This window comes from Phenylobacterium sp. VNQ135, assembly GCF_049445735.1.
GTDB lineage: Bacteria > Pseudomonadota > Alphaproteobacteria > Caulobacterales > Caulobacteraceae > Phenylobacterium.
In genome coordinates this window covers 1-24,432 of the sequence record NZ_JBMSDS010000008.1, presented here as the reverse complement: position 1 = coordinate 24,432, position 24,432 = coordinate 1, and the positions used below count along the sequence as shown (strand labels likewise).

The 24,432-nt window shown below is 69.0% G+C and carries 22 protein-coding genes and 4 pseudogenes; 9 read left to right on the top strand and 17 right to left on the bottom strand.

All coding sequences use genetic code 11. The features are described 5' to 3' along the window. Positions 1–3 precede the first annotated feature (3 nt). Together ACO2Q0_RS21485 and ACO2Q0_RS21480 are read left to right on the top strand one after the other, a co-directional pair. Positions 4–1,053, top strand: coding sequence for an alpha/beta hydrolase family protein (locus tag ACO2Q0_RS21485; RefSeq protein WP_423353563.1), 1,050 nt, complete (start codon positions 4–6; stop codon positions 1,051–1,053). Positions 1,054–1,121: 68 nt separating this feature from the next. After that, entirely contained in the window at positions 1,122–2,420 is a 1,299-nt protein-coding gene (locus ACO2Q0_RS21480) for a DUF1254 domain-containing protein (RefSeq protein ID WP_423353562.1), read from the top strand. A 10-nt stretch (positions 2,421–2,430) separates the two neighbouring features. Here the strand turns inward: ACO2Q0_RS21480 and ACO2Q0_RS21475 are convergent, their stop codons facing one another. The 3 genes from ACO2Q0_RS21475 to ACO2Q0_RS21465 are packed head-to-tail and all read right to left on the bottom strand — an operon-like array spanning position 2,431 to position 6,112. After that, complete coding sequence (locus ACO2Q0_RS21475) at positions 2,431–3,222, bottom strand: GntR family transcriptional regulator (protein ID WP_423353561.1); 792 nt, start codon at positions 3,220–3,222, stop codon at positions 2,431–2,433. Between the two features lie 59 nt (positions 3,223–3,281). Beyond that, positions 3,282–4,358: a serine hydrolase domain-containing protein gene (locus ACO2Q0_RS21470; protein ID WP_423353560.1), complete on the bottom strand. Its 1,077-nt coding sequence runs from the start codon at positions 4,356–4,358 to the stop codon at positions 3,282–3,284. Positions 4,359–4,378: 20 nt separating this feature from the next. Further along, positions 4,379–6,112: a hypothetical protein gene (locus ACO2Q0_RS21465; RefSeq protein WP_423353559.1), complete on the bottom strand. Its 1,734-nt coding sequence runs from the start codon at positions 6,110–6,112 to the stop codon at positions 4,379–4,381. A 450-nt stretch (positions 6,113–6,562) separates the two neighbouring features. On the opposite strand from ACO2Q0_RS21465, the gene ACO2Q0_RS21460 reads away from it, so the two are divergent. Next, positions 6,563–6,757, top strand: a complete 195-nt coding sequence (locus ACO2Q0_RS21460) for a hypothetical protein (RefSeq protein WP_423353558.1) — start codon at positions 6,563–6,565, stop codon at positions 6,755–6,757. A gap of 858 nt (positions 6,758–7,615) precedes the next feature. Here ACO2Q0_RS21460 and ACO2Q0_RS21455 read toward each other — a convergent pair. Further along, positions 7,616–9,109 (bottom strand): tyrosine-type recombinase/integrase, encoded by a 1,494-nt coding sequence (locus tag ACO2Q0_RS21455; protein ID WP_423353557.1) that lies wholly within the window; start codon positions 9,107–9,109, stop codon positions 7,616–7,618. 124 nt (positions 9,110–9,233) lie between these two features. Between ACO2Q0_RS21455 and ACO2Q0_RS21450 the strand changes: the two genes are divergently transcribed. Both ACO2Q0_RS21450 and ACO2Q0_RS21445 read left to right on the top strand, forming a co-directional pair. After that, a complete protein-coding gene (locus tag ACO2Q0_RS21450; RefSeq protein ID WP_423353556.1) occupies positions 9,234–11,108 on the top strand; it encodes a TonB-dependent receptor in 1,875 nt (624 codons plus the stop codon). 143 nt (positions 11,109–11,251) lie between these two features. After that, complete coding sequence (locus tag ACO2Q0_RS21445) at positions 11,252–12,223, top strand: helix-turn-helix domain-containing protein (protein ID WP_423353555.1); 972 nt, start codon at positions 11,252–11,254, stop codon at positions 12,221–12,223. On the opposite strand, the gene ACO2Q0_RS21440 is transcribed toward ACO2Q0_RS21445, so the two are convergent. The 6 genes and pseudogenes from ACO2Q0_RS21440 to ACO2Q0_RS21415 all read right to left on the bottom strand — a co-directional run bounded on the left by ACO2Q0_RS21440 (position 12,167) and on the right by ACO2Q0_RS21415 (position 14,633). Then, complete coding sequence (locus ACO2Q0_RS21440) at positions 12,167–12,517, bottom strand: HupE/UreJ family protein (RefSeq protein WP_423353587.1); 351 nt, start codon at positions 12,515–12,517, stop codon at positions 12,167–12,169. The genes ACO2Q0_RS21445 and ACO2Q0_RS21440 overlap by 57 nt on opposite strands. 113 nt (positions 12,518–12,630) lie before the next feature. Then, positions 12,631–12,732 (bottom strand): annotated as a pseudogene (locus ACO2Q0_RS21435) (HupE/UreJ family protein); the annotation flags it as partial. A 23-nt stretch (positions 12,733–12,755) separates the two neighbouring features. Continuing rightward, the gene (locus ACO2Q0_RS21430) at positions 12,756–13,268 is read right to left on the bottom strand and encodes a hypothetical protein (protein ID WP_423353554.1); all 513 of its coding nucleotides are present in this window, start codon (positions 13,266–13,268) and stop codon (positions 12,756–12,758) included. Next, positions 13,268–13,636, bottom strand: coding sequence for a hypothetical protein (locus ACO2Q0_RS21425; protein WP_423353553.1), 369 nt, complete (start codon positions 13,634–13,636; stop codon positions 13,268–13,270). Before ACO2Q0_RS21425 ends, ACO2Q0_RS21430 begins: the two co-directional genes overlap by 1 nt. A 144-nt stretch (positions 13,637–13,780) precedes the next feature. Further along, the gene (locus ACO2Q0_RS21420) at positions 13,781–13,990 is read right to left on the bottom strand and encodes a hypothetical protein (protein WP_423353552.1); all 210 of its coding nucleotides are present in this window, start codon (positions 13,988–13,990) and stop codon (positions 13,781–13,783) included. Positions 13,991–14,057: 67 nt separating this feature from the next. Further along, a complete protein-coding gene (locus ACO2Q0_RS21415) occupies positions 14,058–14,633 on the bottom strand; it encodes a DUF6118 family protein (protein WP_423353551.1) in 576 nt (191 codons plus the stop codon). An 88-nt stretch (positions 14,634–14,721) separates the two neighbouring features. Between ACO2Q0_RS21415 and ACO2Q0_RS21410 the strand changes: the two are divergent. Then, positions 14,722–15,654 (top strand): annotated as a pseudogene (locus ACO2Q0_RS21410) (type IV secretory system conjugative DNA transfer family protein); the annotation flags it as partial. Between the two features lie 18 nt (positions 15,655–15,672). On the opposite strand, the pseudogene ACO2Q0_RS21405 reads toward ACO2Q0_RS21410, so the two are convergent. The 4 genes and pseudogenes from ACO2Q0_RS21405 to ACO2Q0_RS21390 form a co-directional block, all read right to left on the bottom strand. Further along, positions 15,673–16,200 (bottom strand): annotated as a pseudogene (locus ACO2Q0_RS21405) (transposase); the annotation flags it as partial. Between the two features lie 191 nt (positions 16,201–16,391). Next, positions 16,392–17,117, bottom strand: a complete 726-nt coding sequence (locus ACO2Q0_RS21400) for a GntR family transcriptional regulator (RefSeq protein WP_423353550.1) — start codon at positions 17,115–17,117, stop codon at positions 16,392–16,394. Next, a complete protein-coding gene (locus ACO2Q0_RS21395; RefSeq protein WP_423353549.1) occupies positions 17,114–17,638 on the bottom strand; it encodes a GntR family transcriptional regulator in 525 nt (174 codons plus the stop codon). The genes ACO2Q0_RS21400 and ACO2Q0_RS21395 overlap by 4 nt, the downstream gene beginning before the upstream one ends. Before the next feature lie 2 nt (positions 17,639–17,640). Next, positions 17,641–18,912 carry a hypothetical protein gene (locus ACO2Q0_RS21390; protein ID WP_423353548.1) on the bottom strand — a complete coding sequence of 424 codons (1,272 nt, stop codon included), beginning with the start codon at positions 18,910–18,912 and terminating at the stop codon, positions 17,641–17,643. Between the two features lie 69 nt (positions 18,913–18,981). Between ACO2Q0_RS21390 and ACO2Q0_RS21385 the strand changes: the two genes are divergently transcribed. Then, positions 18,982–19,989, top strand: a complete 1,008-nt coding sequence (locus ACO2Q0_RS21385) for a serine hydrolase domain-containing protein (protein ID WP_423353547.1) — start codon at positions 18,982–18,984, stop codon at positions 19,987–19,989. A gap of 21 nt (positions 19,990–20,010) precedes the next feature. Continuing rightward, entirely contained in the window at positions 20,011–22,302 is a 2,292-nt protein-coding gene (locus tag ACO2Q0_RS21380; protein WP_423353546.1) for a TonB-dependent receptor, read from the top strand. 205 nt (positions 22,303–22,507) lie between these two features. Here ACO2Q0_RS21380 and ACO2Q0_RS21375 read toward each other — a convergent pair. Then, positions 22,508–22,714: pseudogene (locus tag ACO2Q0_RS21375) on the bottom strand (IS66 family transposase); the annotation flags it as partial. Positions 22,715–22,717: 3 nt separating this feature from the next. On the opposite strand from ACO2Q0_RS21375, the gene ACO2Q0_RS21370 reads away from it, so the two are divergent. Continuing rightward, positions 22,718–22,843 (top strand): hypothetical protein, encoded by a 126-nt coding sequence (locus ACO2Q0_RS21370; RefSeq protein WP_423353588.1) that lies wholly within the window; start codon positions 22,718–22,720, stop codon positions 22,841–22,843. Positions 22,844–22,912: 69 nt separating this feature from the next. Here ACO2Q0_RS21370 and ACO2Q0_RS21365 read toward each other — a convergent pair whose 3' ends face one another. Together ACO2Q0_RS21365 and ACO2Q0_RS21360 are read right to left on the bottom strand one after the other, a co-directional pair. Then, positions 22,913–23,113 (bottom strand): hypothetical protein, encoded by a 201-nt coding sequence (locus ACO2Q0_RS21365; protein WP_423353545.1) that lies wholly within the window; start codon positions 23,111–23,113, stop codon positions 22,913–22,915. 613 nt (positions 23,114–23,726) lie between these two features. After that, positions 23,727–24,218: a CYTH domain-containing protein gene (locus ACO2Q0_RS21360; RefSeq protein ID WP_423353544.1), complete on the bottom strand. Its 492-nt coding sequence runs from the start codon at positions 24,216–24,218 to the stop codon at positions 23,727–23,729. Positions 24,219–24,432: the final 214 nt, after the last annotated feature.

The window sequence follows — 24,432 nt, the reverse complement described above, 5'->3', positions numbered from 1 at the left end:
ACCATGGATCGCCGGACCCTCATCCGCTCCGCCTTCGCCGCACTCCTCCCCGCGGCGCCGTCGGCGGCCTTCGCGGCCTCTCAGGCCACGGAGGCCGCCCGGCTGGCGCCGAGCCCGGTCGAGGTGCGCTACGGCGAGTGGCGCGACCTGGCGCGCAACGACCGCGTCGTCCCCTACAAGGCCTATGTCCCCGCCGGCGCAGGCCCGTTCCCGACGATCATCCACTCGCATGGCCTCGGCGGCTCGCGCGAGGCCTCGACCTACATCCTGGAGGCGGTGGCGCGGGCGGGATTCCTGGTGGTCGCCCTGCAGCACGCGGGCTCCGACAGCGGTCTTCTGGCCGGCGGCGGCGGACGCGCCGGTCTGGTCGCAGCCGGTCGCCGCGGCATGACCGCGGAGGCCGCCCAGGCGCGGTACGGCGACACGCCGTTCGCCATCGACCAGCTCGCCCGCGGCGCCAGTCCCGACCTCAGGGGCAAGGCGGACCTCTCCCGGCTGGGGATGTCCGGTCATTCCTACGGCGCGCTCGCCACCCTGGTGGCCGTCGGCCAGCGCACGCCCGGAGCCGCCCGCTCGTTCGCCGAGCCGCGCATCCGGGCGGCGATCGCCTACAGTCCGAACAAGCCGCGGAACGAGGCGCCGCGCGCGGCTCTGGCCAAGATCCGGACGCCCATGCTCCACTTCACCGGGACCGAGGACGTGACGCCGTTCGACCTGGAACGGAGCCCCATGGAACGCACCCTGCCCTTCCAGGCGATCGAGGGCGCCGATCAGTTCCTCGTGGTCCTCGAGGGGGGCGACCACGCCGTCTTCGGCGGCCGCCGGACGGGGGCCCAGATGAAGCCGACCGACCCCGCGCACATGCGGCTGGTGACGGACGAGACGATCCGCTTCTGGCGAGCCTACCTCGGCGGCGACGCTCGCGCGGCGGCCGAGCTCTGCGCCCTGCCCGGCCGGGTCCGGCCGATCGCCCAGGGCTTCGTCAAGGCCGGCCGCTGCGGCGCGCCCACCGCCATCCCCGACGCCTGGCGGCCGGGCGCCGTCGAGCCATGAAACAGATCCGGCCGCGTCCCGCCACGGGGCCGCGCCCTTCGCCATCAACCGCCCGAGAGTACGCACCCATGATCGATCGCCGCAGCTTCTTCGTCGCGGCCGCCGCGCCGCTTCTCGGGACATCCGCGCTCGCTGCGCCCGACCTGGCCGCGGCGGCGCGGGACGCGTTCATCTTCACCCTGCCGCTCATGGAGGTCGCCCGCACGCGGCACGTGCGGACGGCCACGACCGGGCTGAACCGCCTCAACCATTCGCGCCAGCTGGCGGACTGGCAGGCGCGCGTCGTGACGACGCCGAACAACGACACGCTCTACTCCACCGCCCAGCTCGACCTCAGCCGCGGTCCCGCGACGCTGACCGTGCCGGACGGCCGCCGGAGATACGTCTCGGTGGCGCTGATGGACGCCTACTCCAACAACTTCGCGGTGCTGGGGACGCGCACGACGCCCGCCGGCGGGACCTTCGTCATCGCGCCGCCGGGCGGACGGCCGGGACCGGGGGTGATCGTGTCGCCGACGGACCACGTCTGGTGCCTGGGCCGCACCCTGGTGGCCAGCCCGGAGGACTTCGCCGCCGCCCGGGCGGCGGCCGAGCAGATCACGCTCCAGGCGCCGCAGGACGTCCCGCCGCCACCGGCCATCGTCGCGCGCGATGCGCCCTGGCAGGCCTATCTCGCCCAGGCATCGCAGCTCCTGCGGCTCAATCCGCCGCCCGCGGCCGATGCGGCGATGCTGGCTCGCATCGCGCCGCTCGGATTGGTCGACGGCTTCCAGGCGAACCGGTTCAGCGCCGCGGACGGGGCGCGGATCGCCGCCGGCCTCGAGCAGGGCCGAAGCGCCGTCCGTGGCGGCATGGCCCCCGGCGGCTATATCGACGGCTGGGGCTATCCCAAGGAGAACCTCGGGAACTTCGGCCAGGATTACCTGTACCGGGCCCAGGTGGCGCTGGGCGGCCTGGCGGCCCTGCCGTTGGACGAGGCCATGTACATGTTCGCAGAGGGCGACGCAGCCGGCGGGCGCCATTTCAGCCCCGGCCGGCGCCTGAACCTGCACCTGCCGGCCGACCGCCAGCCTCCGGTCGACGCCTTCTGGTCGCTCAGCATGTACGAGGCGACGCCCGAGGGGCAGTTCTTCTTCGTGCGCAATCCGATCGACCGCTACGCGATCGGCGACCGGACGCCGGGCCTGAAGCGCAATGCCGACGGGTCGCTGGATATCTGGATCGGCGCCGACGACCCCGGCCCGGAGCGGCGCAGCAACTGGCTGCCGGCGCCGGACGGGCCGTTCCAGATGAACTTCCGGGCCTATCTCCCGCGGCGCGAGTTCCGCACCGGCGCCTACCGCCTGCCGCGTCTGCGACCGGCCTGACGGCGAGCGTTCAGAGGCCGCCGGCTCCGCGGGCGACGAGGACCTTCGTCACTTCCTGCTGCATGTAGTAGACGATGCGCCGCGCCGCGTCGGCGGCGCCCTCGGCGTTGCGGGCCGCGAGCTTGGCCGCAAGGTCGCTCCAGTCGGCGAGCGGCCCGTAGGAGCCTCCAGCCTCGCCCAAGTCCAGATAGGACAGGTGCCAGCGCGCCTTGCGATGGGCGGTCGCCAGCATCGCGCGGGCGTCGGCGCTGGCGTGCAGGCCGATGAGCGTGCCGATCTCGACGCCCTCGTTGACCCGTTGCTCGGCCGTAGTGCTCTCCGCGTCAGCGACCAGGCGCTCGATGCGCATGACGATCTCGCGAAGGGCGGCGTCCGGCGCGCGAAAGCAGGCGAACCGGGCCGCCAGGCCGAACAGCGCCGCTCGCACCTCGAAGAGATCGAAGATCTCGTAGAGGCTCGGGGTGGTGACCCGCGCGCCGCGAAACCTCTCGATCTCCACGAGCCCGTCGCCAGCCAGCACGCGAAGCGCCTCCCGCACCGACGAGCGGCTGGATTTCAGCTCCTCGGCCAACCGGACCTCGCGCAGCCATTCGCCCGGCTTCAATTGCCCGCTCTGGATCTGCCGGCGAAGCGCTCGGACCACCTCGCGGACGGCGCTCCGCCCCGGCGGCGCCTCTGGCGACGGGACGCCGCGCCGGCTCGGGCGGCGGCTTGGCTGGGCCTCTTCACGGGTCTTGGGCGGCATGAGCCTGGCGGGATTGGCGACGAAAATGGTGGGATTGTGCGAACCGGCGCCGATCATGCACGTCCGAGGCGCCGCGGCAACGCAGCGCCGGTCATCCTGAGAACCGCGGGCTCCGGTCAGCGCGCGTCGGCGGCGGCTTCGTGGACCAGGTCGATCAGCTTCCAGGGGTCGAAGGTCGCGCTGACCACCGGGCCGCCCACCTTCCGCTGCATCACGAAGACCCCGTAGACGCCGCGATCGAGGTTGAGCCACGGCCGGAACCCCCATGCGCCGGGGCTGGAGACCTGGATCGTGCGACCGTCTGGAGCCTGGACGTCGATCCACTGACCCAGGCCGTAATGCGACTCGCGTCCCAGCCGATCGTTGGAGGCCCGCAGAAGCGGGAGGTGCCCGGTCTGGTCCTTTTGCATCTCGCGGACCGACCGCTCCGAGATCACGCGCCGGCCTTTGTAGACGCCTCCGTTGGCGATCATCTCGAGGAAGTGGCCATAGTCCCTCATCGAGGATCGGGCTCCCGCCGCGACCATCGGATTGCGCGTGGGCTCATTCATCGTGGCGGGCGGCGCGGTGCCGGGCGTACGGACGTACGTTGTGTCGGGCATGTCGCACGGAATGCCGATCCGCTCCCGGAAGAGCTCGTTCCAGGACTTGCCGGTGACCTTCTCCGCGACCGCCCCCACGGCCTGCATAGAGGCGCTAGCGTAGCGGACGCCTGTTCCGGGGTCGCCGGCCATGACCCCGTCTCGAGCCATGCGGTCGGCGTACTCGGCCATGGTGATGTCGTAGTTCCAGCGCGTGCCGTCGCTCGGCGGCTCGATCAGCCCGGAGGTATGGGCGAACATCTGCCGGATGGTCATTTCGCCCTTCTTCCCCGTGAACTGGGGGAGGTACGTCGAGATCGGCGCATCGAGGTCGAGCCGGCCCTCGTCTACCAGGGTCATGACCACCGCAGCCGACAGCCATTTGCTGGCGGAGGCGATCGGGACGACGGTTTCAGCCGTGTAGGCGCCGAAGTGGCGTTCGTAGGCCGTCTTGCCGTCCTTCACGACCAGGAGCGACGCGCCCGGTAGACCGAGGCTCCGGTAGCCGTCCTCCAGGTAGCGCGTTACCGCCCCGAATTGCTCGGCGGCCGCGGTGGCGGGCGCCGCAATCAGCGCCACGGCCAGAGCCATGGCGAAGCCAGTCCGTCTCATCGGGTTCCCGTCTCGCACGATCACAGGATGAAATCGGCCGCCGTGAAGCTCGCCGGATTGGCCACGCCCTGGACGAGCAGCTCCATCTCGACGGTGGCGGTGTTCGTGTCGGTGTTGAACTGGAGGACCACGTCCGGCCCGCTGTCGACAGCCCGGATCTGGCCGGCGCCGGAGAACGCGGCCGTTCCGACGAAGGTGAAGGCCTGGTTGCCGCTGGTTCCCGTTCGGGCGTCGATGGTCGAGACGTCGATGAGGTCGCCGGCGGCGGCCCCGACCCCGTCGAAGCCGGTGATCACATCCCGCCCGGAGCCGACCGGGCTGTCGCCGGTCGCGTCGATGTCGAACCGGTCCTGGCCTCCGCCGCCGGTCAGCCGGTCGGCTCCGGCGCCGCCGACGAGCACGTCGTCGCCTTCGCCCCCATTCAGCGTGTCGGCGCCGCCGAGGCCGCTGAGCACATTGCCGCTGTTGTTGCCTTGGAGATTGTTGGCGAGGCCGTTGCCGGTCCCGTTCAGGGCCGGATCACCCACGCCCAGGATGTCCGACTGCGACAGGATCAGGTTCTCGACATTGGCCGCCAGGGCGTAGGTGACATCGGCGAACACGGCATCGATCCCTTGCCCCGAGGCTTCGGAAACCACGTCGCTCCCCGTGTTCAGCACGTAGAAGTCGTCGCCGGCGCCGCCGGCCATCGAGTCGTTGCCGGCGCCGCCGTTCAGCAGATCATTGCCGTTCCCGCCAGCCAGGGTGTCCGCGCCCGCCATGCCGTAGAGCTGGTCGGCCCCGTCCCCGCCGGAGATGCTGTCGTTGCCGCCGCGGGCGAAATAGATGTCTGCGCTGGCGCTGAGCGACACCGTATTCGCGGAATCCGTGCCGGCCTGACTGGCGGTCACCGTGGTGGCTTCCAGCGCGGCAAGGGCCGTCGCGTCCCCGTCGATATAGGCGTCGAGGAACCGGTCGGCGGCCAGCGCCGCGGCGTCGAACGTGGCCTGCGGGTCGGGGTCGAGGCCGAACAGGTTGTCGACCGGCTTCACCACGGTGGCGTGGGACGCGGTGGCGATGAACACGCCGTGGATGTCGGCGTCTGCGAGGTTGCGTAACACCCCGTCAAGGCGGTCGCCCGGATCGGCGGTCTCGGGAGAGAAGTCGTAGCCGCCGGTGATCCGGAGGAACGGAATGTCGATTGTATCGAAGGCCGCCGTCTCGAACGGGACGTCGGTTCCCTCAGCTCCGGACCCAGAGAACGCGATGCTCGCTATGAAGCGGTTGTCGGACCAGTCGTAGGTCACGCCGTCGAAGGTCGGCCGAGCGCCTGCGATGATCGCCGCCATATTGCCGCCGAAGGAATGGCCGGCGACCACCGGCTCCGAGACGTCGAAGGAATAGCCGCTGGGGATCACGCCCCCGCCGTTGATCTGGTTCGCCTCGGCGATATCCAAGGCGATCTTCACGTCGTTGGCGCGGAACTCCCATCGGGCCCTGTCCGTCAGGCCCGAGGCCAGATAGCCGACCAGGGACTCGGGGGAGTCCGGATGAGTGGGAGCCAGCACGATATAGCCCTTGGCCGTCCATCCGGCGGCGAGTTCGGTGGCCGCGTCCGGCGTTCCGCCGATGCCGTGGCTGAAGACAATGACCTTGTAGCGCCCGGGTGCGTCCGGCGCGTACATGGTGAAGCGATAGTCGTCCGCGTTCGATGATCGGCTGGCGCCGTGGCCATAGGCGTTGGCGTCCACCACGAGGTTCGCGAAGGTCTGCATCTGGATTCCCCCTGAGCGATCCCGGTCCTGCATGGCCGGGTCTTGTGTGCGCGGCGCACTTCCGAACGGCAGGCGATGGAGCCGATGTCCCTGACCATCGCACGGCGTCGCTGGCCGCCCCTTCGCTCAAGGTCTGGATGGACTTGCCGATTGTCAATTCATTCCGAGGATATTGTGTCATTCCTCGGACAACCTTTGCCATGGTCCGGGGCTATAGGCTTCGACGGGCGTCAACTCTGTCGTCGCCAACTCCGTGCTCGTTCGCTCAACGGCGTGGAACATTGTCTAACAATATGCCTTCTTTCGTGAAATCATAATCAAAGCCGAAGGAGGAAGAACCTTGTCCGAGCTCCCCATCAGCAGTCAGCGCACGACCATTTCGGGTCCCGATGGCGCTCCCCTGCCGATCTCCCTCACCGCGCCCACGACGCCCGCGTCTATCCGATCCTGGTGCTCAGCCATGGATTGATGGGGAAGCCCGACGGAGTCGCAGCGCTCGCCGAAACCTTCGCCCGCGGTGGATATGTCGTCGTAGCGCCCGCCCACGCCGACAGCCCCGAACGCGGCGGGGCGGCGCCGGGCGAGATCGGCATCCCCTCGCAGCCATGCGCCGAATTCTTCGCCCAAGTTATCTGGAAAGCCTGATCGATAGCGCTGGATGAAGCGATAGCGGCTGCCGTGCCACTTGCCCTGAATGTCGACCGGGTAGTTGAACTGGGTGGGGCGCACGGTGGGCAGGAATCTCGGCTTCAGCACGTCGTCGATGAACCGCTGACAGGCGGTCCAGCACATCGGGCATCCGCGTAGTGCGACGAGGGCGGCAACGCCCGCGCCCAAGGATAGCCAAGGATGCGCGGTCTGGTGGACGATGGCCCACCCGACTGCGCCGCGAGCAAGAGATCGTCTGCTACGCGCGCCAAGCACTCACCCTTTCAGCGCATTCACCCAGATAAGAGGGCGCAAACCCGGCGCCGGGGTCGCGGAAAAAAATAATTCGAGGGGTGGCAGCTTCAGCAGGCTGGCGTGGGCGTCGGGACGCGAAAAGCCGTGAGCGCTTGGCAGCCAACAGCCGGACCGGCGCTGGCCAGTCAAGGCCACAAGCCGGCGGAGCCGGGCGCGCGCAGCGAGTGCCCAGTTTTGTCCCGAGGTGGCGCGGGCGGAGGGACTCGAACCCCCATGCCGTGAAGCGTTCGGACCTAAATCCAGTGCGCCTGCTGTCGTCTTCCTTGCGTTGTGGCGGGGGAGTGTCAGTCCAGCCATTGAGCCCGAACACTGGGTGGACACATCTGGGGCCGAAGAATTCTCAGTTCGAGGGAAGGCCCGGCGAAGTCGGCCGGCGGCCGGCCGGGCGCAAGCCTTCCGGCGGGGCCGCGCCGAACTCGGCGCGGCTTTTTTCCCGCCAGTATTAGTGGTCTTGTCCGCTTAAGAGCGTCCTCGGGCGCGCCGGACAAGGTGGGATTTGAAAAGGCGCGGCGTCGGAGCCCGACGCCGAATCATCTCCATTCAAGACTTGCGGCGGCGAAGCTTTGCGCTGGGTTCGGCCGTCCTAGCCTTTACGCGTGGAATGCGAGACGCCTTGGCGCTGTCGGCTGCGACCTCGCCGACGGCCGCGCCCGGGTCCCAACCGCCCATGCCCTGGAGCACGAGGTCGGCGTGCTTGACGGTGTTCACGTGGCCGTAGTGCTCCTCGATCATCTTGACCGAGGTCCCCATCTGCTCGGCCAGAAAGTACACGTCTACGCCCTCGGCCAGGCGGAAGGTCGCGTAGGTATGACGGAAGCAATAGGTGGACCGAGGGACGCCTGAGGCGCCCTCGCGCAGCTTGGCCTTGATGAGAAGGTCTTCGATCATCGCCTGATAGAGCGACTTGGCCGGTTCGCCGGTGATGGTGGTGAACACCCGTCCCTCGGGCCCGAACTCGACCTCGGGCGCCTCTTTGCCTTCGGCCTCGGCCGCCTGGCGCCGGTATTCCCGCGTGGCCTCGCGGATGCGCTCGAAGTAGTCGCCGACGCTCTTGGGGGCGACCAGCTTGCGCGACTTGCCCTTGCCCTGGACGAACAGGATCACCAGCTCGCGGCCCTCCCGATCCTTGCCGGTGGTGATGTCGCGCCAGCGCAGGTTCTTGGCCTCGGACGGGCGCATCCCCGTGTTGCACATGATCAGGATGAAGTTGTAGGCGACCGTCCGATACCAGGTGCTGGACGGCCGGATCGCATCCTTGACCCATGACCGGGCCACGGTGTGGAGGTGGCGGTATTCCTCCAGCGTGAACTCGTCTCGCCGCATGGTCTTGAGCTTGGGGCGATCCTCGAACCGCTGGCTGGCGGGGGCGTAACGCTTCTTGATGGCGTGGTTCATCACCGCCCCGAAGATCGACATCTCGAAGCGGATGGTGCTGTCGCTGATGAAGGCCACGGTGCGGGCCTTGGCCGGCGCGGGCGTCACAGGCCGCAGCTTCGTGAAGCCGCGCTTCGCCATCGCCCTGGCGCGTGAAGCGACGTCACGGGCGTCCAGCTCCGCCGCCTCCTCGGCCGAGATTTCGCGCACGCCGTTGCGCAGGTTGCGGCCGGCGCCGTTCTCTCGCCGCCAGGCGGGATAGCCCGCCCAAAGCTCGTCGCCAATCCGATGCACCTGAACCGAGCCGACGTAATCCTCCAGCGCGCCCTCGATCACGGCCTTGAGCTTCTTCGGCCGTTCCTTGCTGATTTCGCCGCGCTTGGCGCGCGCCTCCTGGGTGGCCAGGTATTCCTTCGCCACGGCGCGGAAGGGGTGATTGAAGACCGGGATGTCGCTCTCAAGGCGGACGCGGACTTTGATCTCCTGTTCGGTGGCGAGATGGCGCGCCACGCCGATGTCGCTGGTCTTGAGGGATACGGTCTTGTAGCGGTCAGCTTTGGGGAGCTTGACGCGGCAGTACCAGTTGCGATGGTCCACGTCGGCTCGGCGGAAGATGATGAGGCCGGGCTTGATTTCTTCCTTGTCGGTCACGAACGCCATGGGAAAACCCTCACGCTGTGCAGGTTCCGTGCAGATCGCGGCGCTAAGTCATTGATTCGCCGTGGGTGTGCAGGGCTTGTGCGTGATGAATCTACCAAAAATAGCGTGAGAAAACAACATATTAATGAATATCTATCATCCCGGCGAGATCCGCGCCCTGGTGAACGCCGAAATCGCCGCCGACCCATCGATCGCCGAGACGATCCAGGTGACGGTCGCCCGCGACCACGCCGACATCTTCGACCCGCGCCAGGAGTTCGACCGGGAGACCTATCGGGCGGTGGCCGGCTTCACCGGCGGGTTCGACAACGGCTGGACCTACGAGGTCTCGGCCAACTACGGCCGCACCGAGCAGGCCTTCAGGTCGGCCCGCCGCCTGGAAGACCGCTTCTTCGCCGCCGTCGATGCGGTCATCGACCCCGCGACCGGCCAGGCGGTCTGCCGCTCGAGCCTCGACCCCACGGCCCTGCCCCCATACTCCTTCCTCACCGACACCGCCAACTATCCGGGCGACATCGGCCAGTTCGGCGGCTTCACCACCTTCAATCCCCTCGACGGGACCTGCGCGCCCCTGAACCTGTTCGGCGCGAACATGGCGAGCCCCGAGGCGCGCGCCTTCCTCAACTACTACGGCACCGACAAGTCGAAGATCGAGCAGACGGTCGTGAGCGGCTTCCTGCGCGGCGACACCAAGGACTTCTTCAGCCTACCGGGCGGGCCGATCGCCTTCGTCGTCGGCGCGGAATACCGCAAGGAGGAGAGCGCCTTCACGCCCGATCCTTACGACGCCGCGGGCTATGTCTTCCAGTACATCCCCTCGGCGGCGGTGTCCGGCGACTTCAGCGTCAAGGAAGCCTTCGGCGAAGTGGCCCTGCCGCTGCTCGGCGGCCTCCCGTTCGTGAACGAGCTGAGCGTCACCCTCGCCGGCCGCATCAGCGACTACTCCACGGTCGGTCGCACCGAGACCTACAAGATCGACGGCGTCTGGTCCCCGGTGTCGGACCTGCGGCTGCGGGCGGGCTACGCCACCACGGTGCGGGCGCCGAACATCATCGAGCTGTTCTCGCCGCTGGATTCCGCCACCTTCCGGCCGATCGACCCGTGCGACGCCAACGAGCTCGACAACGGCAGCGAATTCCGCGAGGCCAACTGCCGCCAGGACCTCGGCATCACAGGGGCCTACACCTACGTCGACCCGTTGACCGCCCGCTTCACCGGGCAGACGGGCGGCAACGTCGACCTGCAGGAGGAGAAGTCCAAGTCCTACACGGTCGGCGCCGTCCTGCAGCCGCGCTGGACCCCGGGCCTGGTGCTCTCGGTGGACTACTGGAACATCGAGATCGAGGAGGCCATCTCGGCGGTCAGCGCCCAGGACATCGTCAACAGCTGCTATGACGCGCCCAGCCTGGACAACCAGTATTGCGCCCTGTTCACCCGTAACCGGACGGCCGGCTCGCCGACCTACCTGGGCTTCAATTATCTGCTGCAGACCCAGCTCAACTTCGCGAGCCTCGAGGCTGCGGGCGTCGACTTCTCGGCCGCCTATCGCCTGGCCCTGGCCGACGTGGGCCTCGACCGCTGGGGCGACCTCAGTCTCGCCGTCCAGGGCACCTGGATGGAGAAGCGCAACGACTTCCCGTTCGTGCAGGACCCGGACCGGGCAAACCCGGAACTCTATGAGATCAACGTTCCGAAGTGGGCCCTCAACACCATCCTGCAGTGGCGGGTCGGCGACGTCACCGCCAGCCTCTACTCCACCTACCTGAGCCGCCAGGGCCTCACGGGAGTCGAGGTCGAGAACTCGGCGAACTTCGTGACGCCTTACGCCAATTCCATCTGGATCCACGACGCCTCGGTGCGCTGGGAGGCGCGGGACGATCTCGACGTCACCTTCGGCGTGAAGAACCTGACGGGAGAGCTCCCCTACACCGGGTCGGTGGCCACTCCGGTCAGCGGCGTCGGACGCTACCTCTTCCTGCGCGTGAACGTGCGCCTGTAGAGCAAGCGACACCGACGGCGGCGCAGCCGCCGTCGGTGGGCCGTCGCGCCAGGCCCGACCGGGGGGGCGGCCTGGCGCCATGTCAGGCGGCCACCGGGAGGCGACGTTGACGACAAGTCGGTCCCACCGCAGAGTTTCGCCTCATGGTCCCCACCTCGACGTCGACCGATCCCGTGCGGGCCCAGGACGTGGCCAACGCGGCGCATCGGGCGAGCGTCGCCTTCATCCTCGACCTGATCCAGATCGGGCGTGATGGGCGCCATCCCCTCGACGCCCTGCTGCTGTCGACCATCGTCCAGGCCAACGTGGCGACGATCAGCGGCCGGGCGGACCTGCAGGTCGAGTTCGCCGGGGCGGAGACGCCGCCGCCCGACGAGCTCCGACGGCCCGTCAGCATGAACGCGCTGGCGAGCTCCCTGCGGTTACCGTTCGAGAGCGTGCGCCGGCGGGTGCACGGCCTGGCCCGAAGCGGCTTGTGCCAGATCACCCGCGACGGCGTGATCGTCCCGACCGAGATCCTGACCCACCCCGACTACCTCACCGGCGCGATGCGGGCCTTCGAGCGCCTTCGGCAGCTCCACGCCGACATGCGCGGCATCGGCGCGCTCGAGGGGCTGCCACCGCCGAGCGTCGGCCTCGCCGGCGGGCTCATGCCCGTCCGGACTGTCGCCCGCGTCGTCTCCGACTACATGCTGCGGGCGATGGACGTGGCGCACACCGAGTTCGGCGACGTCATCGCCTGCCTCCTGCTGTTCGAGATCTTCCGCGCCAACACCGAGCATGTCGGCGCCACGATCGCCCCCGAGCTTGCGCAGGCTGACGGCCTGCTCGACGACCGTCATCGCAAGCCGGTGCGCCGGTCCGATCTTGCTCGGCGGCTCGGTCTGCCGGCCGAGACGGTCCGCCGCCATGTCCTCGCCCTCCAAGAGCTGGGCTACATCGAGGCCCGGCAAGGCGGCCTGATCGTCACCGCCTATGCCCTCCGGCGCCCGCGGGTGGTCCGGTTCGCCGCCGAGAACGCCGTCCATCTGCGGCGGATGTTCGCTCAGCTTTCCCAGTTAGGCGTGCTCGCGATCTGGAACGACTACGCCGCCGCCCAGGCCGCTTCTGCCTAGCGCGGCGCGGGTCGCCGCGAGCCTCGCGGTCAGAAGCCGAGCACGCGCTCGAGCGTCCAGAACGCGGCCAGCGAACCCACCCCGTAGGCGGAAGCCATAAACGCCGCCCGCGGCTTGGCGGGGGCGAGACCCCGGCCCAGCCACCCCACCCCCAAGCAGGGCGGCGATGAAGGCGATCTGACCGGCTTCGACGCCGAGATTGAAGGCCAGAAGCGCGAGCGGGACCTCGTGCTGGGGCAGGCCGATCTCGGCCAGGGCGCTTGCGAAGCCCAGTCCATGGAGCAGTCCGAACACGAAGGCCAGCGTCGCCGGGCGCCGGCCCCGGGAGCGCTCCGGCGCATCGTCGCTGCGGACCAGCTCCACGCCAGCATCAGGATCGAGAGGGCGATCAGCGCCTCGATCGGCGCCACCGGCAACCGGATCACGCCAAGGGCGGACATCGACAGCGTGATGCTGTGCGCCAGGGTGAAGGCGGTCGCTGTGACGAGCAGGCGACGCCAGTCCTTCACGAAGAGCACGAGCGCGAACACAATCAGAAGGTGATCGAAGCCAGGAGGATGTGCTCCACGCCAATCCGCACGTAGAGCCGGAAGACGTCCCAGGCGCTGCTGCTTGCCGGCACCTCGAAGGTGTGGGCGTCAGGATGCACTCGACCCGTCACCACCTCGCCGGACGCGAAGCGGATGCGCACCAGTCCGTCCACCATGGTGCCCGCCAGGCCATCGAAGACGATGCTGGTGCCGGCCAGGCCATCGGCGCAGCGCAGCGTCAGACGGCCCACCGAGAAGCCGCCGAAGCTGCGGGGCTCGCCCCCTGCCTCGACGACGCAGCGCGGGTCGACGCGGGGGCTCACTGGAATGGGGACCCCGTTGAAGTTGGGCTTCTTGAACGTGACGTCGTAGCGTCCCGGCAGGGTCTCCTCGACGTCCAGGAACACCGGCCGGATCTCATGGGCCCGCGCCGCGGCGCCGAAGAGCATCGCGAGCAGAAGTCCGAGCAGCGCGGCGAGCCGCGCCGCCGCCGAGGGGCTTGAGACCGCCCTCATCATTGGGGATTGGCTTTCACCAGCCGTTCAAGCGCGGCCTGATCGATGCTCACGCTGTAGCGGCTGCGAAGCGCCTCATCCTGCTGCTTGCGCGCCGCCTCGCCGCGCGCCTTCGACCAGTCCTGCTCCAGCGCCGGCCGCGCGGCCTCGAAACCCAGGGGCTCGCCCGGCGTACGGGCCTGCACGCGCACCAGATGGTAGCCGTAGGTCTGCCGGTCGGGCGTGCGCTCATGCGGCGCAGCGCCGATCAGGTTCTCCACGTCGTAGTCCATGATCCGCTGCAGCGCGGCTTCGGGTACGGACTTCAGGAAATCGCCGTCGTCGCTCTTCTGGATCAGCGACAGAAAGGCCATGGTGTCGTCGGTCATCGGGTTGGTCCTGCCCTCGTGGTCAAGCTTCGCAACTCGACCTTGGGACAAAGACCCCCGGTGACCAACCCTACCGCCGCGAGGCGGTCCGCCGAGCAATGTGGAGGCTCCGCGGCCCGCCTCGCTCAGCGAATTTCCACCACCTCAGTGGACGCTACCAAGGGTCGAAGCCGGGATCTTTTCCCGCAGGGCGCTGTCTTGGGTGGATTGATAGCGTTCGAAGGCCGCGGGATCGTCACGCCAGAGGACATAAGGCGTTCGGCCTCTGACTTTCCCGGTCTGGTGGCGCAGCAGGCGCACGTCGGCTGGGTCGATTCCTTCATCCCTGAGCAATGCGTTGAACTTCAGCGGCACGAAGAGACGCTAGCTCAACCGTGCGCTCCAGCAAGACGGGCTCGATAGGCGAGCGGCAGACGTCGCTTTATGGCCTCGTAGCGCTTGGTCCGCCAACGATCACCCTACACGTCTGAGGCTTCTTCACCCTGTCCGCGGCCCTCATGCACGCATCCAGCGCGGACTGATTGTCGCGCCAGAGCTGGGCGCCCGCAGTGACGGTCTTCCATGAGCCCGGGTCGGCTGACCGCATGATGCGCGAGCCCGCCGCCCATCGGTCCAGATGGAGCGTGGCCGCGGCCATCTTCTCCGGGACCTGCCAGCTATCCGGAAGCAGACGTGCGATCGGTCCCGCCAGCATCGCCCAGAGCACCATGCCGATGATGAGGCCGCCGGCGCCCGCGTAGACGAACGCGTTGCGCTGGGCCTCGCGGGTCCGCAGGTCGCCGGCGAAGCGCGCGATTTCGCGCGAGGCGTGATCCACGGCGGCGACGGCATGGCGAAGGTCCGGCTCGATCACGCGGCGCAGGGCCTCCGCCGCCGCCTTGGCCTGGCTGTTGAAGCGCTCCGGCGTGAGCTGCATGGCCGGATGGCTTTCCAGCTTCTTCAGGCCGTAGACGATTGCGGCGAGCGTCTCGCTGTAGTCCGGGGCCTTGCCCCGCATCCGCGTCGGCATCCTCCTCGTCGGCGGCGCGGGCGCCTTCGGGGGTTGGACCTCGTGGCGGTTGAAACGGTCGGCCGCTCAGTCCGATGTGCATGGCTCGGCCCGGTGGGCGACCGACCGGCAGGTTCGCGCGACCCTGGGCCGCTCTGACGGCCTGATCGTCGGCCGCGAGCCCAAACGTGGCGGCCAGCTCCTCCGCTATGACGGCCCCGCGCACCTGATGACCATCGCGCCCACGCGCTCGGGCAAGGGCGTCGGCGCCATCATCCCGAACCTGCTCACCGCCAACCGCTCGATCATCTGCGTCGATCCCAAAGGCGAGAACGCCCGTGTCACCGCCCGCGCGCGGGCGCAGTTTGGTCGCGTGCATGTGCTCGACCCGTTCGAGATCAGCGGCGAACTGACCGCCGCCTACAATCCGCTCGACCTGCTGAACGTGGGCAGCCCGGACCTGGCCGAAGACGCCGCGCTTCTGGCCGACGCCCTGGTCTACGATCCGCCGGCGCATGTCGGCGAGGCGCACTGGAACGAGGAGGCCAAGGCGCTGATCGCCGGCCTCATCCTGCATGTCGTCTGCAACCGCGATCCCGAGCAGCGCACATTGGGCGAGGTCCGAAGCCTCCTGACCGCGAGCCCGGAGGAGTTGTCGGCGACGCTGACGGAGATGCGGGCCAGCCTGGCCGCGGACGGCCTGGTGCGGCGCGCGGCCAACCGGCATCTGGGCAAGAGCGACCGCGAGGCCTCGGGGGTTCTGTCGTCAGCGCAGCGCCACACGCACTTCCTCGACAGCGCCCGCATCACTCGCGGAATGGCGCGCTCGGATTTCCGGTTCGGCGAGCTGAAGTCGGGCGCGTCCACGGTCTTCCTGGTCCTGCCGCCCGAGCGGCTGGAGACGCACGCGCGCTGGCTGCGCCTGCTGGTCGTCCAGGCGCTCCAGGACATCGCGCGGACGCCGGGAAACGGCGGCGCCCCGGTGCTCTTCCTACTCGACGAGTTCGCCGCGCTGGGCCGCCTCGAACCCGTCGAACGGGCTTTCGGCTACATGGCCGGCCTCGCGCACCCGCTCGTAGCGCGCATCCAGGATCAGATAGGGGAACGGCTCCTCCAGGCGCCTCTCGAAAAACGCCTTAAGGCTCGCGTCCAGCTTGGCCGTCGCCTCGCTGATCGACGAGGCCGAGAAGCCATGGCCACACAGCTCCTCGGTGATCGCCTTCACCTTCCGGGTCGAGACCCCCTGGACATACATCTCCGCAAGGCTCGCCACCAACGCCTTCTCCGAGCGCTAGTAGCGCTCGAGCAGCTCGGTGGAGAACCGGCCCGACCGGTCCTGCGGAACCCGCAACTCCAAGACCCCAACCCGGCTCACCAGCTTGCGTTCGTAGTAGCCTGACCGGTAGCCCAGCCGGCCTTCCGTCCGCCCTCGCCTTTCTCGGCCTGCATGTCTCCGTCATCTCCGCTCGAGCACCGCCTGCAGCGCCTCCTGCAGAACCGCCCGGAAGCCGCCCTCGTCCGACAGCAGCAACGCCTTGATGTCCACGCCTGCCGGCGTAGCCTCGCGCTTGGTCATGGCGCATCCCTTTCGTGGGGAGTGGTTGGTCAGCGCCACCACTCTGCCATGACCGCCTCTTTCAGGCGCTTTTGCTGAACCTTCCGGACACTACCCTGCACAGGCGAGGGCCTGAGGCACCGGGGACGCTGCGACCCAGGCGCCAGAGGGCCGCGGCAGCCGGCCCTCGGCGCCGCTTGACAGCCGTGGCTTTAAACCTCGGCAGCGGCCGAGATTTGGAGCCTCAACGCCTCCGCCATGGCGTCGAGGACGATGCGGCGCCCCTCCGCAGCGGCCGTCGCTTCGTCAGCTTTTGCGATGGCCCGAGCGATTCTCCGCCAGCTCTCGGCGGAGGCCTTTTGCCTCGACTTGGAGAGCATGGGAGCCCAGAGAAGCGCCACTTCCCGCTCCAGCCGCGCGGAGAGGCCGGTCACATAAGGGGCGGCGGCCAGGACGCCGATGACCTGAGCGAGGCGCCGGCGGGCTTGAAGGTAGTCTGTGAGTTCGGCCGCCTCGTCCCGGGCGATATCGCCTAGGAGGCTCGCGCCCGCCGCAATGGCCGACAGCAGGACGGGAGGCTTTTGGGGGCGAGCGGCGGCGAGCTGCATGTAGAGCGCCGAGATTTCGGCGCGGATCCGGAAATGCGACTCCAGCTCCGCAGGCGTCCAGCTGACGACCGTGGCGCCGGCGCGGCCGCGGATCCGAATCAGGTTCTCCCGCTCCAGAAGGCGAAGGGCCTCGCGGACCGGTCCGCGACTGACGCCGAACTCGGCGGCGAGGGCCAGCTCCCGAAGGGGTTCCCCCGGGCGATGCTGCCCGAACTGAACCCTTTGACGAACGACGGCTGCGATCTGCTCCGGTAGGGTGTTCGGCGTGGGGATGGCGGGGGCGACGAGGTCTTCGGTCGTGGCGAGGTAGTCCTGAACCTCCGCTGTCATGAGCCGCCGCTCACGATCGCGCGCTGGAGGGCGATCTGCTGGAGCAACTGCGCCAGGCGATGCTCGCCAGACAGCGTTTCGAGGCGCTTCAGCGCCTGCACGGTCGCGACGTGCCGCTCCGCCGGAGCGCCCCGCGCCGGCGCCGAAAAGACCGAGCCGGCCGCGGCCTCGAGGAGAGGGAGGAGTCGACGCCAGACGAGCTCGACTTCGTCTGGAGGCGCTTCGCGCGCGGAGACGACGCGGGCGCCGCGCCGCTGCGACACAACTACTGCGCCCAGGCCTTGCAAGCGGTGCAACACCTCTCGCGCCGCCGCATGGGTGCAGCGCGAGGTCTCGACAATAAACCTCTCCGTCAGGCGGTCGCCCGGCGCCAGCTCACCGGCCAGCACCTTGTGCAGGACGCCCTCCGTGAGGACGCAGTAGGGGTCCGAACCGGAGACCTCCGTCTTGGGCAGCCGTTTGGACATCTCGATCTCGACAAAGGAGTAATGAGATAGGGCGCGCCGGCAGCGCCTGTCCACTGTCAGACAAGTGCGGCCAAGACGGCGGCCCGCAGGCCCTTTGTCGCGACCGCCACATGTGAGACCTCCACGCACCGCAGGTCATCGCCGGCCACGTGGTGGAAGCGGTGGGCGCCGAACACGCCGAAGACGCGCGGATAGCCGGCCGCCAGAATCTCGGCCACTTCACCTGCCGCCCCTTGGCTGGCGTCATACACCCGCTCCAGGCCAGGCAAGCCCCGGACGGCCGGAGCGATCGCTTCCACGATGTTGCCGGTCGCCACCAGCACGCGTTGCGGGTCGACCGAGGCCAGCGGGCGCAGCGCACCATACCCCTCGTGCCAGTCACGAGCTGCGAGGTTCGCCCCGATGTGAGCCCAAAGCGCGGTCCGGGCGGGCTGTGGCGCGTCGCTGCTGGCCAGGAAGTGATGACTCCCCTGGTACTCGTACTCGTGACCTGACGTGCAGACCGCCAGCAGATCATGCGGCGCGCTGCGGACAGCCCAGGCCGCCAGGGCGAGCCATGAGGCGAGGCCTGGGCCCCGTTCGCCGGCGCACACCGTCCAACCCGAGCGCGGCGTCGAGAGCACGAGGGTCTGGCCGTATCCGCGATCGAGGCGGCCGATCACGTTGAAGGCCGGTCGTCGCCCCCCGCGGCCAGTGATGGTCAGCCGGGCGGTACGCCCTTCGGCTGCCGCCCGGACCAGGTCGGCGCCCGCCCGCGGGCCTACGACAGCCATCGGACATGGCCAGACCATGTCGGGGCGAGCGTTGAGCGCCACCGCTTGGCCGGTAGGCCCGTCCGTGACAAGGATCAGGCCCACGGCGCCACCGCGCCGGGCGCGATTCACGGCCGTCGCAACTTCGGGTGAGAGACTGCTGGACCAGCGCCGGTAGGGCAGGGGCGCGACCATGATCCTTCCCGAGACGTCGCCGGCTTCCCACGACGGGGAGATCACCAGCGGCGCCTCGACGCCGCCGGCGCCGGTGGTCCGCGCGGGCTCCTGCGCGAGAAGCTCTACCCCTTTGCCGTCGACGCGGATGTCCACGCGTGCGGGTTCGAAGAACGGCGTGTCGAACGTCTGGCGCCGCACGTGATAGCCAAGGTCACGCAGGCGGCGCTCGACCCACTCGCCACAGGCCGTATCGCCAGGACCGCCGCTCGCCTTGACGCCGAACTCCGCATAGCGCTTGAGGTCCTCTCCGACGCCCAGTTCGGCGGCCGTCGCTTTGCAAGGCGCCAGGGTCGGCGACGCTGCGGCCCAGGCCAGTACGGATCGTCTTGTAGCGCGCATAGGTCCTCTCCCTTGCCTTTTGGTCGATGTCACCACATCGTTGTTGTCAATAATCGTCAAGGAGGAAGCATGTCGCTCTGGCTGATCGGGACCGCAGCCCTTGCCGTTCAGGCCGCCCCGGACTGGGCGGAGCGATGCGAAGCGGCGTTCGCCTACTCCGCGGCCCGGAGAGGGGCGAGCCTGCTGATTCTGCAGGACGGCCGCCCCGTATGCGAGCGCTACGCCGCGGGGGCCGATGCGACGACGGCGATCGAGCTCTACTCTGGCACGAAGGCGTTCGCGGGCCTGCTGGCGGCTGCGGCCGTAACCGACGGACTGCTGCGGCTCGACGAACCCGTGGCAGACACCCTGCCCGAGTGGCGTAACGACCCGCGGAAGGGGAAGGCCACCATCCGTCAGCTCCTCGCCATGGAGGCGGGACTTCCCAGCAAGATCGGCGTCGTTCCCACCTATGCCGAGGCCGTGGCGATGCCCTTCAATGCGGAGCCCGGGCAGCGCTTCCAGTACGGGCCGGCTCCAATGCAGGTGTTCGGCGAGGTGATGCGCCGCAAGCTCGCCGCCGCCGGACGCGAGCCCGACCCCCTCGACTACCTCGAGGCGAGGCTCCTGCGGCCGCTCGGCGTGACCTCCGCGGTCTGGCGCCGCGGGGCGGACGGACTGCCGCTGCTGCCGCAAGGAGCGAGCCTCACCGCCCGCGACTGGGCGAGAGTCGGCGAGTTCGTACGCCTCAAAGGTCGGGCGGAGGGGCGCCAGCTGGTGGATGCGGACACGCTTGCTGCGCTGTTCCGCCCCTCTCCCGCCAATCCTGCGTATGGGCTTACCTGGTGGCTGCCGCACGCGTCTGACGCTGCGGACCCCGTGATCGCCTCTCGCGATCTTCATCGCCGTCCCGAGCTTGTTCCCGACGACCTGGTCATGGCGGCCGGCGCGGGCGACCAGCGCCTTTACGTCATCCCCTCGCGCAAGCTCACGATCGTCCGTCAGGCGCAGGTGGCGCCGAGCGACTTTGCACGGCCGATCCCCCGCTCCGCCCAGTGGTCTGACACCGACTTCCTGCTCGAGATCCTCCTCCCCTGATCGTCAATTATTGACAATTCAATGGCGCCGCCGCATACGCTTGGTCATTCCCACGAAAGATGGGGCGGGAGGGAAACGATGCGGGTGCGGAATGCAGCTATCCTGTGCGTTGGGGCGGCGGGCTTGCTGGCGCCGGAACTGGCCCAGGCCCAGATCCAGGTGGGCGCGAGCGAGGCGGAGCAAGCCACAGAGGTTGGAGAACTGATCGTCACCGCCCGTCGGCGCGAAGAGCGGCTTTCCGACGTCCCGGCGGCGGCCACGGCCCTGACCGCCGAGACTCTGGCTGAACGCGGCGGCGGCGCCTCGACTGGGGAGATCCTCGCCGGACAACCCGGCGTACGCTTCAACAACCTGACCTCCGCCGTCACCTCCGAGCTGTCGATCCGCGCCTCCTCCACGGCCCGGGCCACGAACGGCGACCCGAGCGTGGGGCTCTACCGCAACGGCGCCTACGTCGGCGGGGGCGGGATCGGGGGCCGCAATTTCGCCCGCGTGGACTTCTTCGATCTCGAGCGGGTCGAAGTGCTCCGGGGCACCCAGGGCGCGCTTTACGGGCGAAACGCCGTCGGCGGCGCGGTGAACCTGGTTTCCGCCCGACCGGTATTCGAGAACACCGGTTACATCGACGTAAAATATGGCTTCGAGACCAACCGCAGTCAGACCCAGGTGGTGGCCAACGTCGCCGCCAGCGACGAACTGGCGTTCCGGTTCGGCGCAGACGCCATTCATCAAGACAAAGGCTTCTTCTACAATCCTGACAACGACGTCTACTTCGACCAGGAAAAGGGTCACGCCCTGCGGGGGCAGGTGCGGGCGGCGAAGGGGCCTGTGGACATCACGCTGCTGGCCGAGTCCCAGCAGCTTGTCACACCGGCGATCACCTATCAGTTGAACATCGCTCCAGGCTCGCCGGGCTTCCCGGGCGGCTACGTGCAGGACCCCTTTAGCTATCCCTGGAACACCCCGCCGCTCGCCAAGCAGAATGTGAACAGCCTTCAGGCTCTGGTGGCGTGGGACCTCGGCTGGGCGCGCCTGGAATCGACGTCCATGTTCCGGGAACGCGAGTCAGCCTACAATTTGGATTCCGACACCGTGAATCCGGCAGAGTTGGCCCGGGCTCGGGCGGAGGGTCGCATCGCCGCGGCGACGCCAGTCGACCCCAATGCCGCCGCGTTCGTGCTCGACAGCACCAAGACGCTGTTCGAGGACCTGCGCCTGTCGGGCAACCTCGGCGAGGGCGCGCTCAACTGGCTGGCAGGCCTTGAGCTCCTGCGGCTGGAGAGCCGCTATTCGGTGACCCTCGCGCGAACGCCGACCCCGGCCAACCCCTCGCCGGGGAATGTCGAGCGTGCCCTTCTGCAGTATGACTCGGCGGCCGCGTACGGTTCGCTCGACTGGCGCATCAGCCAGGCGTTCTCGCTCGCGGGCGAGTTGCGCTACACCATCGACGACAAAACGTTCTCCTCGCGGCTGAACGACCTTGCGACCGGCGTCCCACTGGGCGGGCCCGCCCGCCAGGTCGACGCGGAGACCAACCCGGACAACCTTTCTTACAACGCGACGCTTTCTTACCGGCTGCCGGGCGAACTGCTCGCCTACCTCAAGGCAGGGACCAGCTATCGTGCTGGGGGCTTCAATCGCAACCTGGGCGACCTGCGGCAGCCGGTGACGATCCCGGCGGGCTATGGAGACGAGACCGCGACGAGCTACGAAGCCGGCCTCAAGGGGGCGCCCACGCGCTCCACCTACGTGGCGTTGGCCGTCTACCGGACCGAGCTGGAGGACATGATCGCCCAGCTTGATAACGGCTGCGCAGCCACCAACCCCGTCTGCCCTGTGGCGGCGACGACCTTCCTGACCAACGTCGGTGACGCGGAAGCCTGGGGCATGGAAGCCGAAGCTACGGGAGCCTTCCACGTGGCCGGCGGTCGCCTGCGGGTAAGCCTTGCCGCGTCTCGCCAGGGGGGCGAGGTGACTTCCGGTCCCTACAGAGACGTGGACCTCCCGCAGGTGCCGGAGTGGCTAGCCTCGGTTGACGTCAACTTCCGGCGGCCCTTGGGCGACGTAGAGGCGTTCGGCAACGTTCTCTATACCGCCCAGTGGGGCGGGCGGCAGGAACTGACCGCAAGGAGCGTCAGCCTCGACGACTACCAGACCGTAAACTTGCGGGCTGGAGTGGCCCTGGGCGATCTGGAACTCGCCTTCTATGCCGACAATGTCTTCGACACCGTCTACGTCGTCCAGCGCGACACCACCATCCGGCGCTACAGCCGGCCGCGCGTGCTGGGCGTCCAGGCGCGCTACCGTTGGTGAGCGGGTCGCGCCCGGCCACTGCGATTTTTCGTCGCCCAGTTCGGGGCTGATCTCGCCTGGAGACCAAAAATGCTCAGGGCGGCCAGAGCCTGGCGCTGGCGGTCGCGCCGCTCAGCGCAGCTTCGGCCGCCGTCGGGCCCTGGATCGACCTGGCCCTCGTCCCTGCTGCCGGCGCTCGGCCTTACGGGGCGGGATCGCGGTCGAAGGGTGTCAGCCCGGCGGTGGCGTAGCCGGTCCAGAAGGCCAGCGTCCGATCGATCCAGAAACCCTGCCGCGCCAGGTCCTGCGCCTGACGATAGAGCGGGGCGTGGTCGGCGTACTTGGCGACCAGCACCTAGGTGACCATCCGCTCGGTGGGCAGCCCGCCCGTGATCAGCCGCGCCGCGGCGGGCGTGCCTTCTACCGCCGGTGCGGCATGAACGGCGTGGTGGAGAAGCCCATCCAGCCGGCGCACCTGCTGGCGGCGATGAAGGCGGTGCTGGAGGCTGACGACGCATCCGGGACGCCTCGCCGGCAGCGCCGCCGCAAGCCGACCCCATGACGGACGCCCCCGGAGCCGACTGGGCCGCCGCGTGGAGCGGGCTGCGCGTTCCGGCTGACGCTCGCCATGTCAGCGGCGTTCGCGCTCCAGTCGTACGATGGCGCGCTCCATGATGCGCCGTCCCCAGCGCGTCAGGTTCGGGTCCTTCAGCTTGAGCCGCGCCGCCGCCACGGCCTTCTCGCCGTGTTCACGACGCAGGGCCGCCGCCTCGCGGGCCGCGTCCGCCGCGAGGCGACGATGCCGGCGAAAGCGGCGCAGCAGATCGAACATTGAACCCCCGTTCTCCCGAGGCGCCGGCTCACGCCCCCCAACTTAAGCGCCACAATGCAAAGACCGCGTGAAGTCAAGCTTTCGGCCATGCGGCGGCGGCGCGCGCCGGCTGGTCGCACAGGCGCGTCCGAGGTGAGGGCCCACAAGGGCGGCCACCCCCGGAGCTCGCGGGCGAGCGTGGGGAGGCAACGCCCGGGCCCGCGAAGACCAGGCGCCGCGGGCGCGCAAGTCATGCCTGTAGGGCACCGCGCCGGAAACATCGCCTGGCCGCATCCGCGGGATGGCGGGCCGCGCCCCCGAACGGCCGCCCGCTGCGCGCCTGCGGCGCGAGCCATTCGACGGCTTGGCGGGGGACCTTTGGGCCAGGACGGACGCGGCCCGGCTCGCCAGCCGCTCGAGGCCGCGTTGTCTCTCGCCTGGGACCGGTGGGCCGTCGGAGCCTTTCTGGGGGCGCCGGACCTACCGAAGCTTGGCAACGGCGGCTGGACTGCACCGCTGCGGGCGGCCCGGCCAAGCCTCGCCCGATGAGGATACTGTCGCCATCTGCGTCGAGCACGCATGAAGGCGCCGCCCTCGCGCGGCCCCCCGACGCCGCGGCCGTCGGCTGGGCGGTCTATAGCCTCGCCGGCGTCCAAGGCTGGCCCGCCTCTTCGACCTGCCGCATCAGGGCCTCCTTGCGGAAGCGCGGATCGTCCGTGACCTCGCGCCCGACCCACGGCGGCCGCTGGAACGACTCTGTCTCGGAGTCCAGTTCGATTTCGGCGAATACGAGGCCGTCCAGGGCGCCGAGATGCACGTCGACGGCCCAGATGTGGTCGCCGTAGGAGACGCAGTGCCGCGCCTTCTCGATGACGGACCCTTGGCAGAGGGTTCGCAGCATCTCGTCGGCGTCCGCGAGGGTAATTTCATACTCGAATTCCGACCGGGCGATGCCCACGCGGGGGCCCTTGATCGTGACCCAGGCGCGATCCGCCGCCTGCCGGACCCGGACCTTGCCCCCGCCGAAACGGGCCAGGAGACCATCCCGGAAGTGCTCCACCTGCGTCACCGAAGACCGCCAGTCGTCGCTGGTGACCAGGAACTTGCGTTCGATCTCGATCGCCATCGCATACATCATCCTGCCGGGCCGCCGGCGCGTCGCCGCCTTACGATCTCGCGTTCGCGTTTCCTGGGTCCCGATCGCTGCGGGCGGGGTAGCGTCCACTGAGGTGGTGGAAATTCGCTGAGCGAGGCGGGCCGCGGAGCCTCCACATTGCTCGGCGGACCGCCTCGCGGCGGTAGGGTTGGTCACCGGGGGTCTTTGTCCCAAGGTCGAGTTG

What these genes read in the sequence shown, in the direction of transcription:
- ACO2Q0_RS21485 (WP_423353563.1), top strand. Translation starts at nt 4, where the DNA reads ATGGATCGCCGGACCCTCATCCGCTCCGCCTTCGCCGCACTCCTCCCC.
- ACO2Q0_RS21480 (WP_423353562.1), top strand. Translation starts at nt 1,122, where the DNA reads ATGATCGATCGCCGCAGCTTCTTCGTCGCGGCCGCCGCGCCGCTTCTC.
- ACO2Q0_RS21475 (WP_423353561.1), bottom strand. Translation starts at nt 3,222, where the DNA reads ATGATCGGCGCCGGTTCGCACAATCCCACCATTTTCGTCGCCAATCCC.
- ACO2Q0_RS21470 (WP_423353560.1), bottom strand. Translation starts at nt 4,358, where the DNA reads ATGAGACGGACTGGCTTCGCCATGGCTCTGGCCGTGGCGCTGATTGCG.
- ACO2Q0_RS21465 (WP_423353559.1), bottom strand. Translation starts at nt 6,112, where the DNA reads ATGCAGACCTTCGCGAACCTCGTGGTGGACGCCAACGCCTATGGCCAC.
- ACO2Q0_RS21455 (WP_423353557.1), bottom strand. Translation starts at nt 9,109, where the DNA reads ATGGCGTTCGTGACCGACAAGGAAGAAATCAAGCCCGGCCTCATCATC.
- ACO2Q0_RS21450 (WP_423353556.1), top strand. Translation starts at nt 9,234, where the DNA reads ATGAATATCTATCATCCCGGCGAGATCCGCGCCCTGGTGAACGCCGAA.
- ACO2Q0_RS21445 (WP_423353555.1), top strand. Translation starts at nt 11,252, where the DNA reads ATGGTCCCCACCTCGACGTCGACCGATCCCGTGCGGGCCCAGGACGTG.
- ACO2Q0_RS21430 (WP_423353554.1), bottom strand. Translation starts at nt 13,268, where the DNA reads ATGAGGGCGGTCTCAAGCCCCTCGGCGGCGGCGCGGCTCGCCGCGCTG.
- ACO2Q0_RS21425 (WP_423353553.1), bottom strand. Translation starts at nt 13,636, where the DNA reads ATGACCGACGACACCATGGCCTTTCTGTCGCTGATCCAGAAGAGCGAC.
- ACO2Q0_RS21415 (WP_423353551.1), bottom strand. Translation starts at nt 14,633, where the DNA reads ATGCGGGGCAAGGCCCCGGACTACAGCGAGACGCTCGCCGCAATCGTC.
- ACO2Q0_RS21400 (WP_423353550.1), bottom strand. Translation starts at nt 17,117, where the DNA reads ATGACAGCGGAGGTTCAGGACTACCTCGCCACGACCGAAGACCTCGTC.
- ACO2Q0_RS21390 (WP_423353548.1), bottom strand. Translation starts at nt 18,912, where the DNA reads ATGCGCGCTACAAGACGATCCGTACTGGCCTGGGCCGCAGCGTCGCCG.
- ACO2Q0_RS21385 (WP_423353547.1), top strand. Translation starts at nt 18,982, where the DNA reads ATGTCGCTCTGGCTGATCGGGACCGCAGCCCTTGCCGTTCAGGCCGCC.
- ACO2Q0_RS21380 (WP_423353546.1), top strand. Translation starts at nt 20,011, where the DNA reads ATGGCGCCGCCGCATACGCTTGGTCATTCCCACGAAAGATGGGGCGGG.
- ACO2Q0_RS21370 (WP_423353588.1), top strand. Translation starts at nt 22,718, where the DNA reads ATGAACGGCGTGGTGGAGAAGCCCATCCAGCCGGCGCACCTGCTGGCG.
- ACO2Q0_RS21365 (WP_423353545.1), bottom strand. Translation starts at nt 23,113, where the DNA reads ATGTTCGATCTGCTGCGCCGCTTTCGCCGGCATCGTCGCCTCGCGGCG.
- ACO2Q0_RS21360 (WP_423353544.1), bottom strand. Translation starts at nt 24,218, where the DNA reads ATGGCGATCGAGATCGAACGCAAGTTCCTGGTCACCAGCGACGACTGG.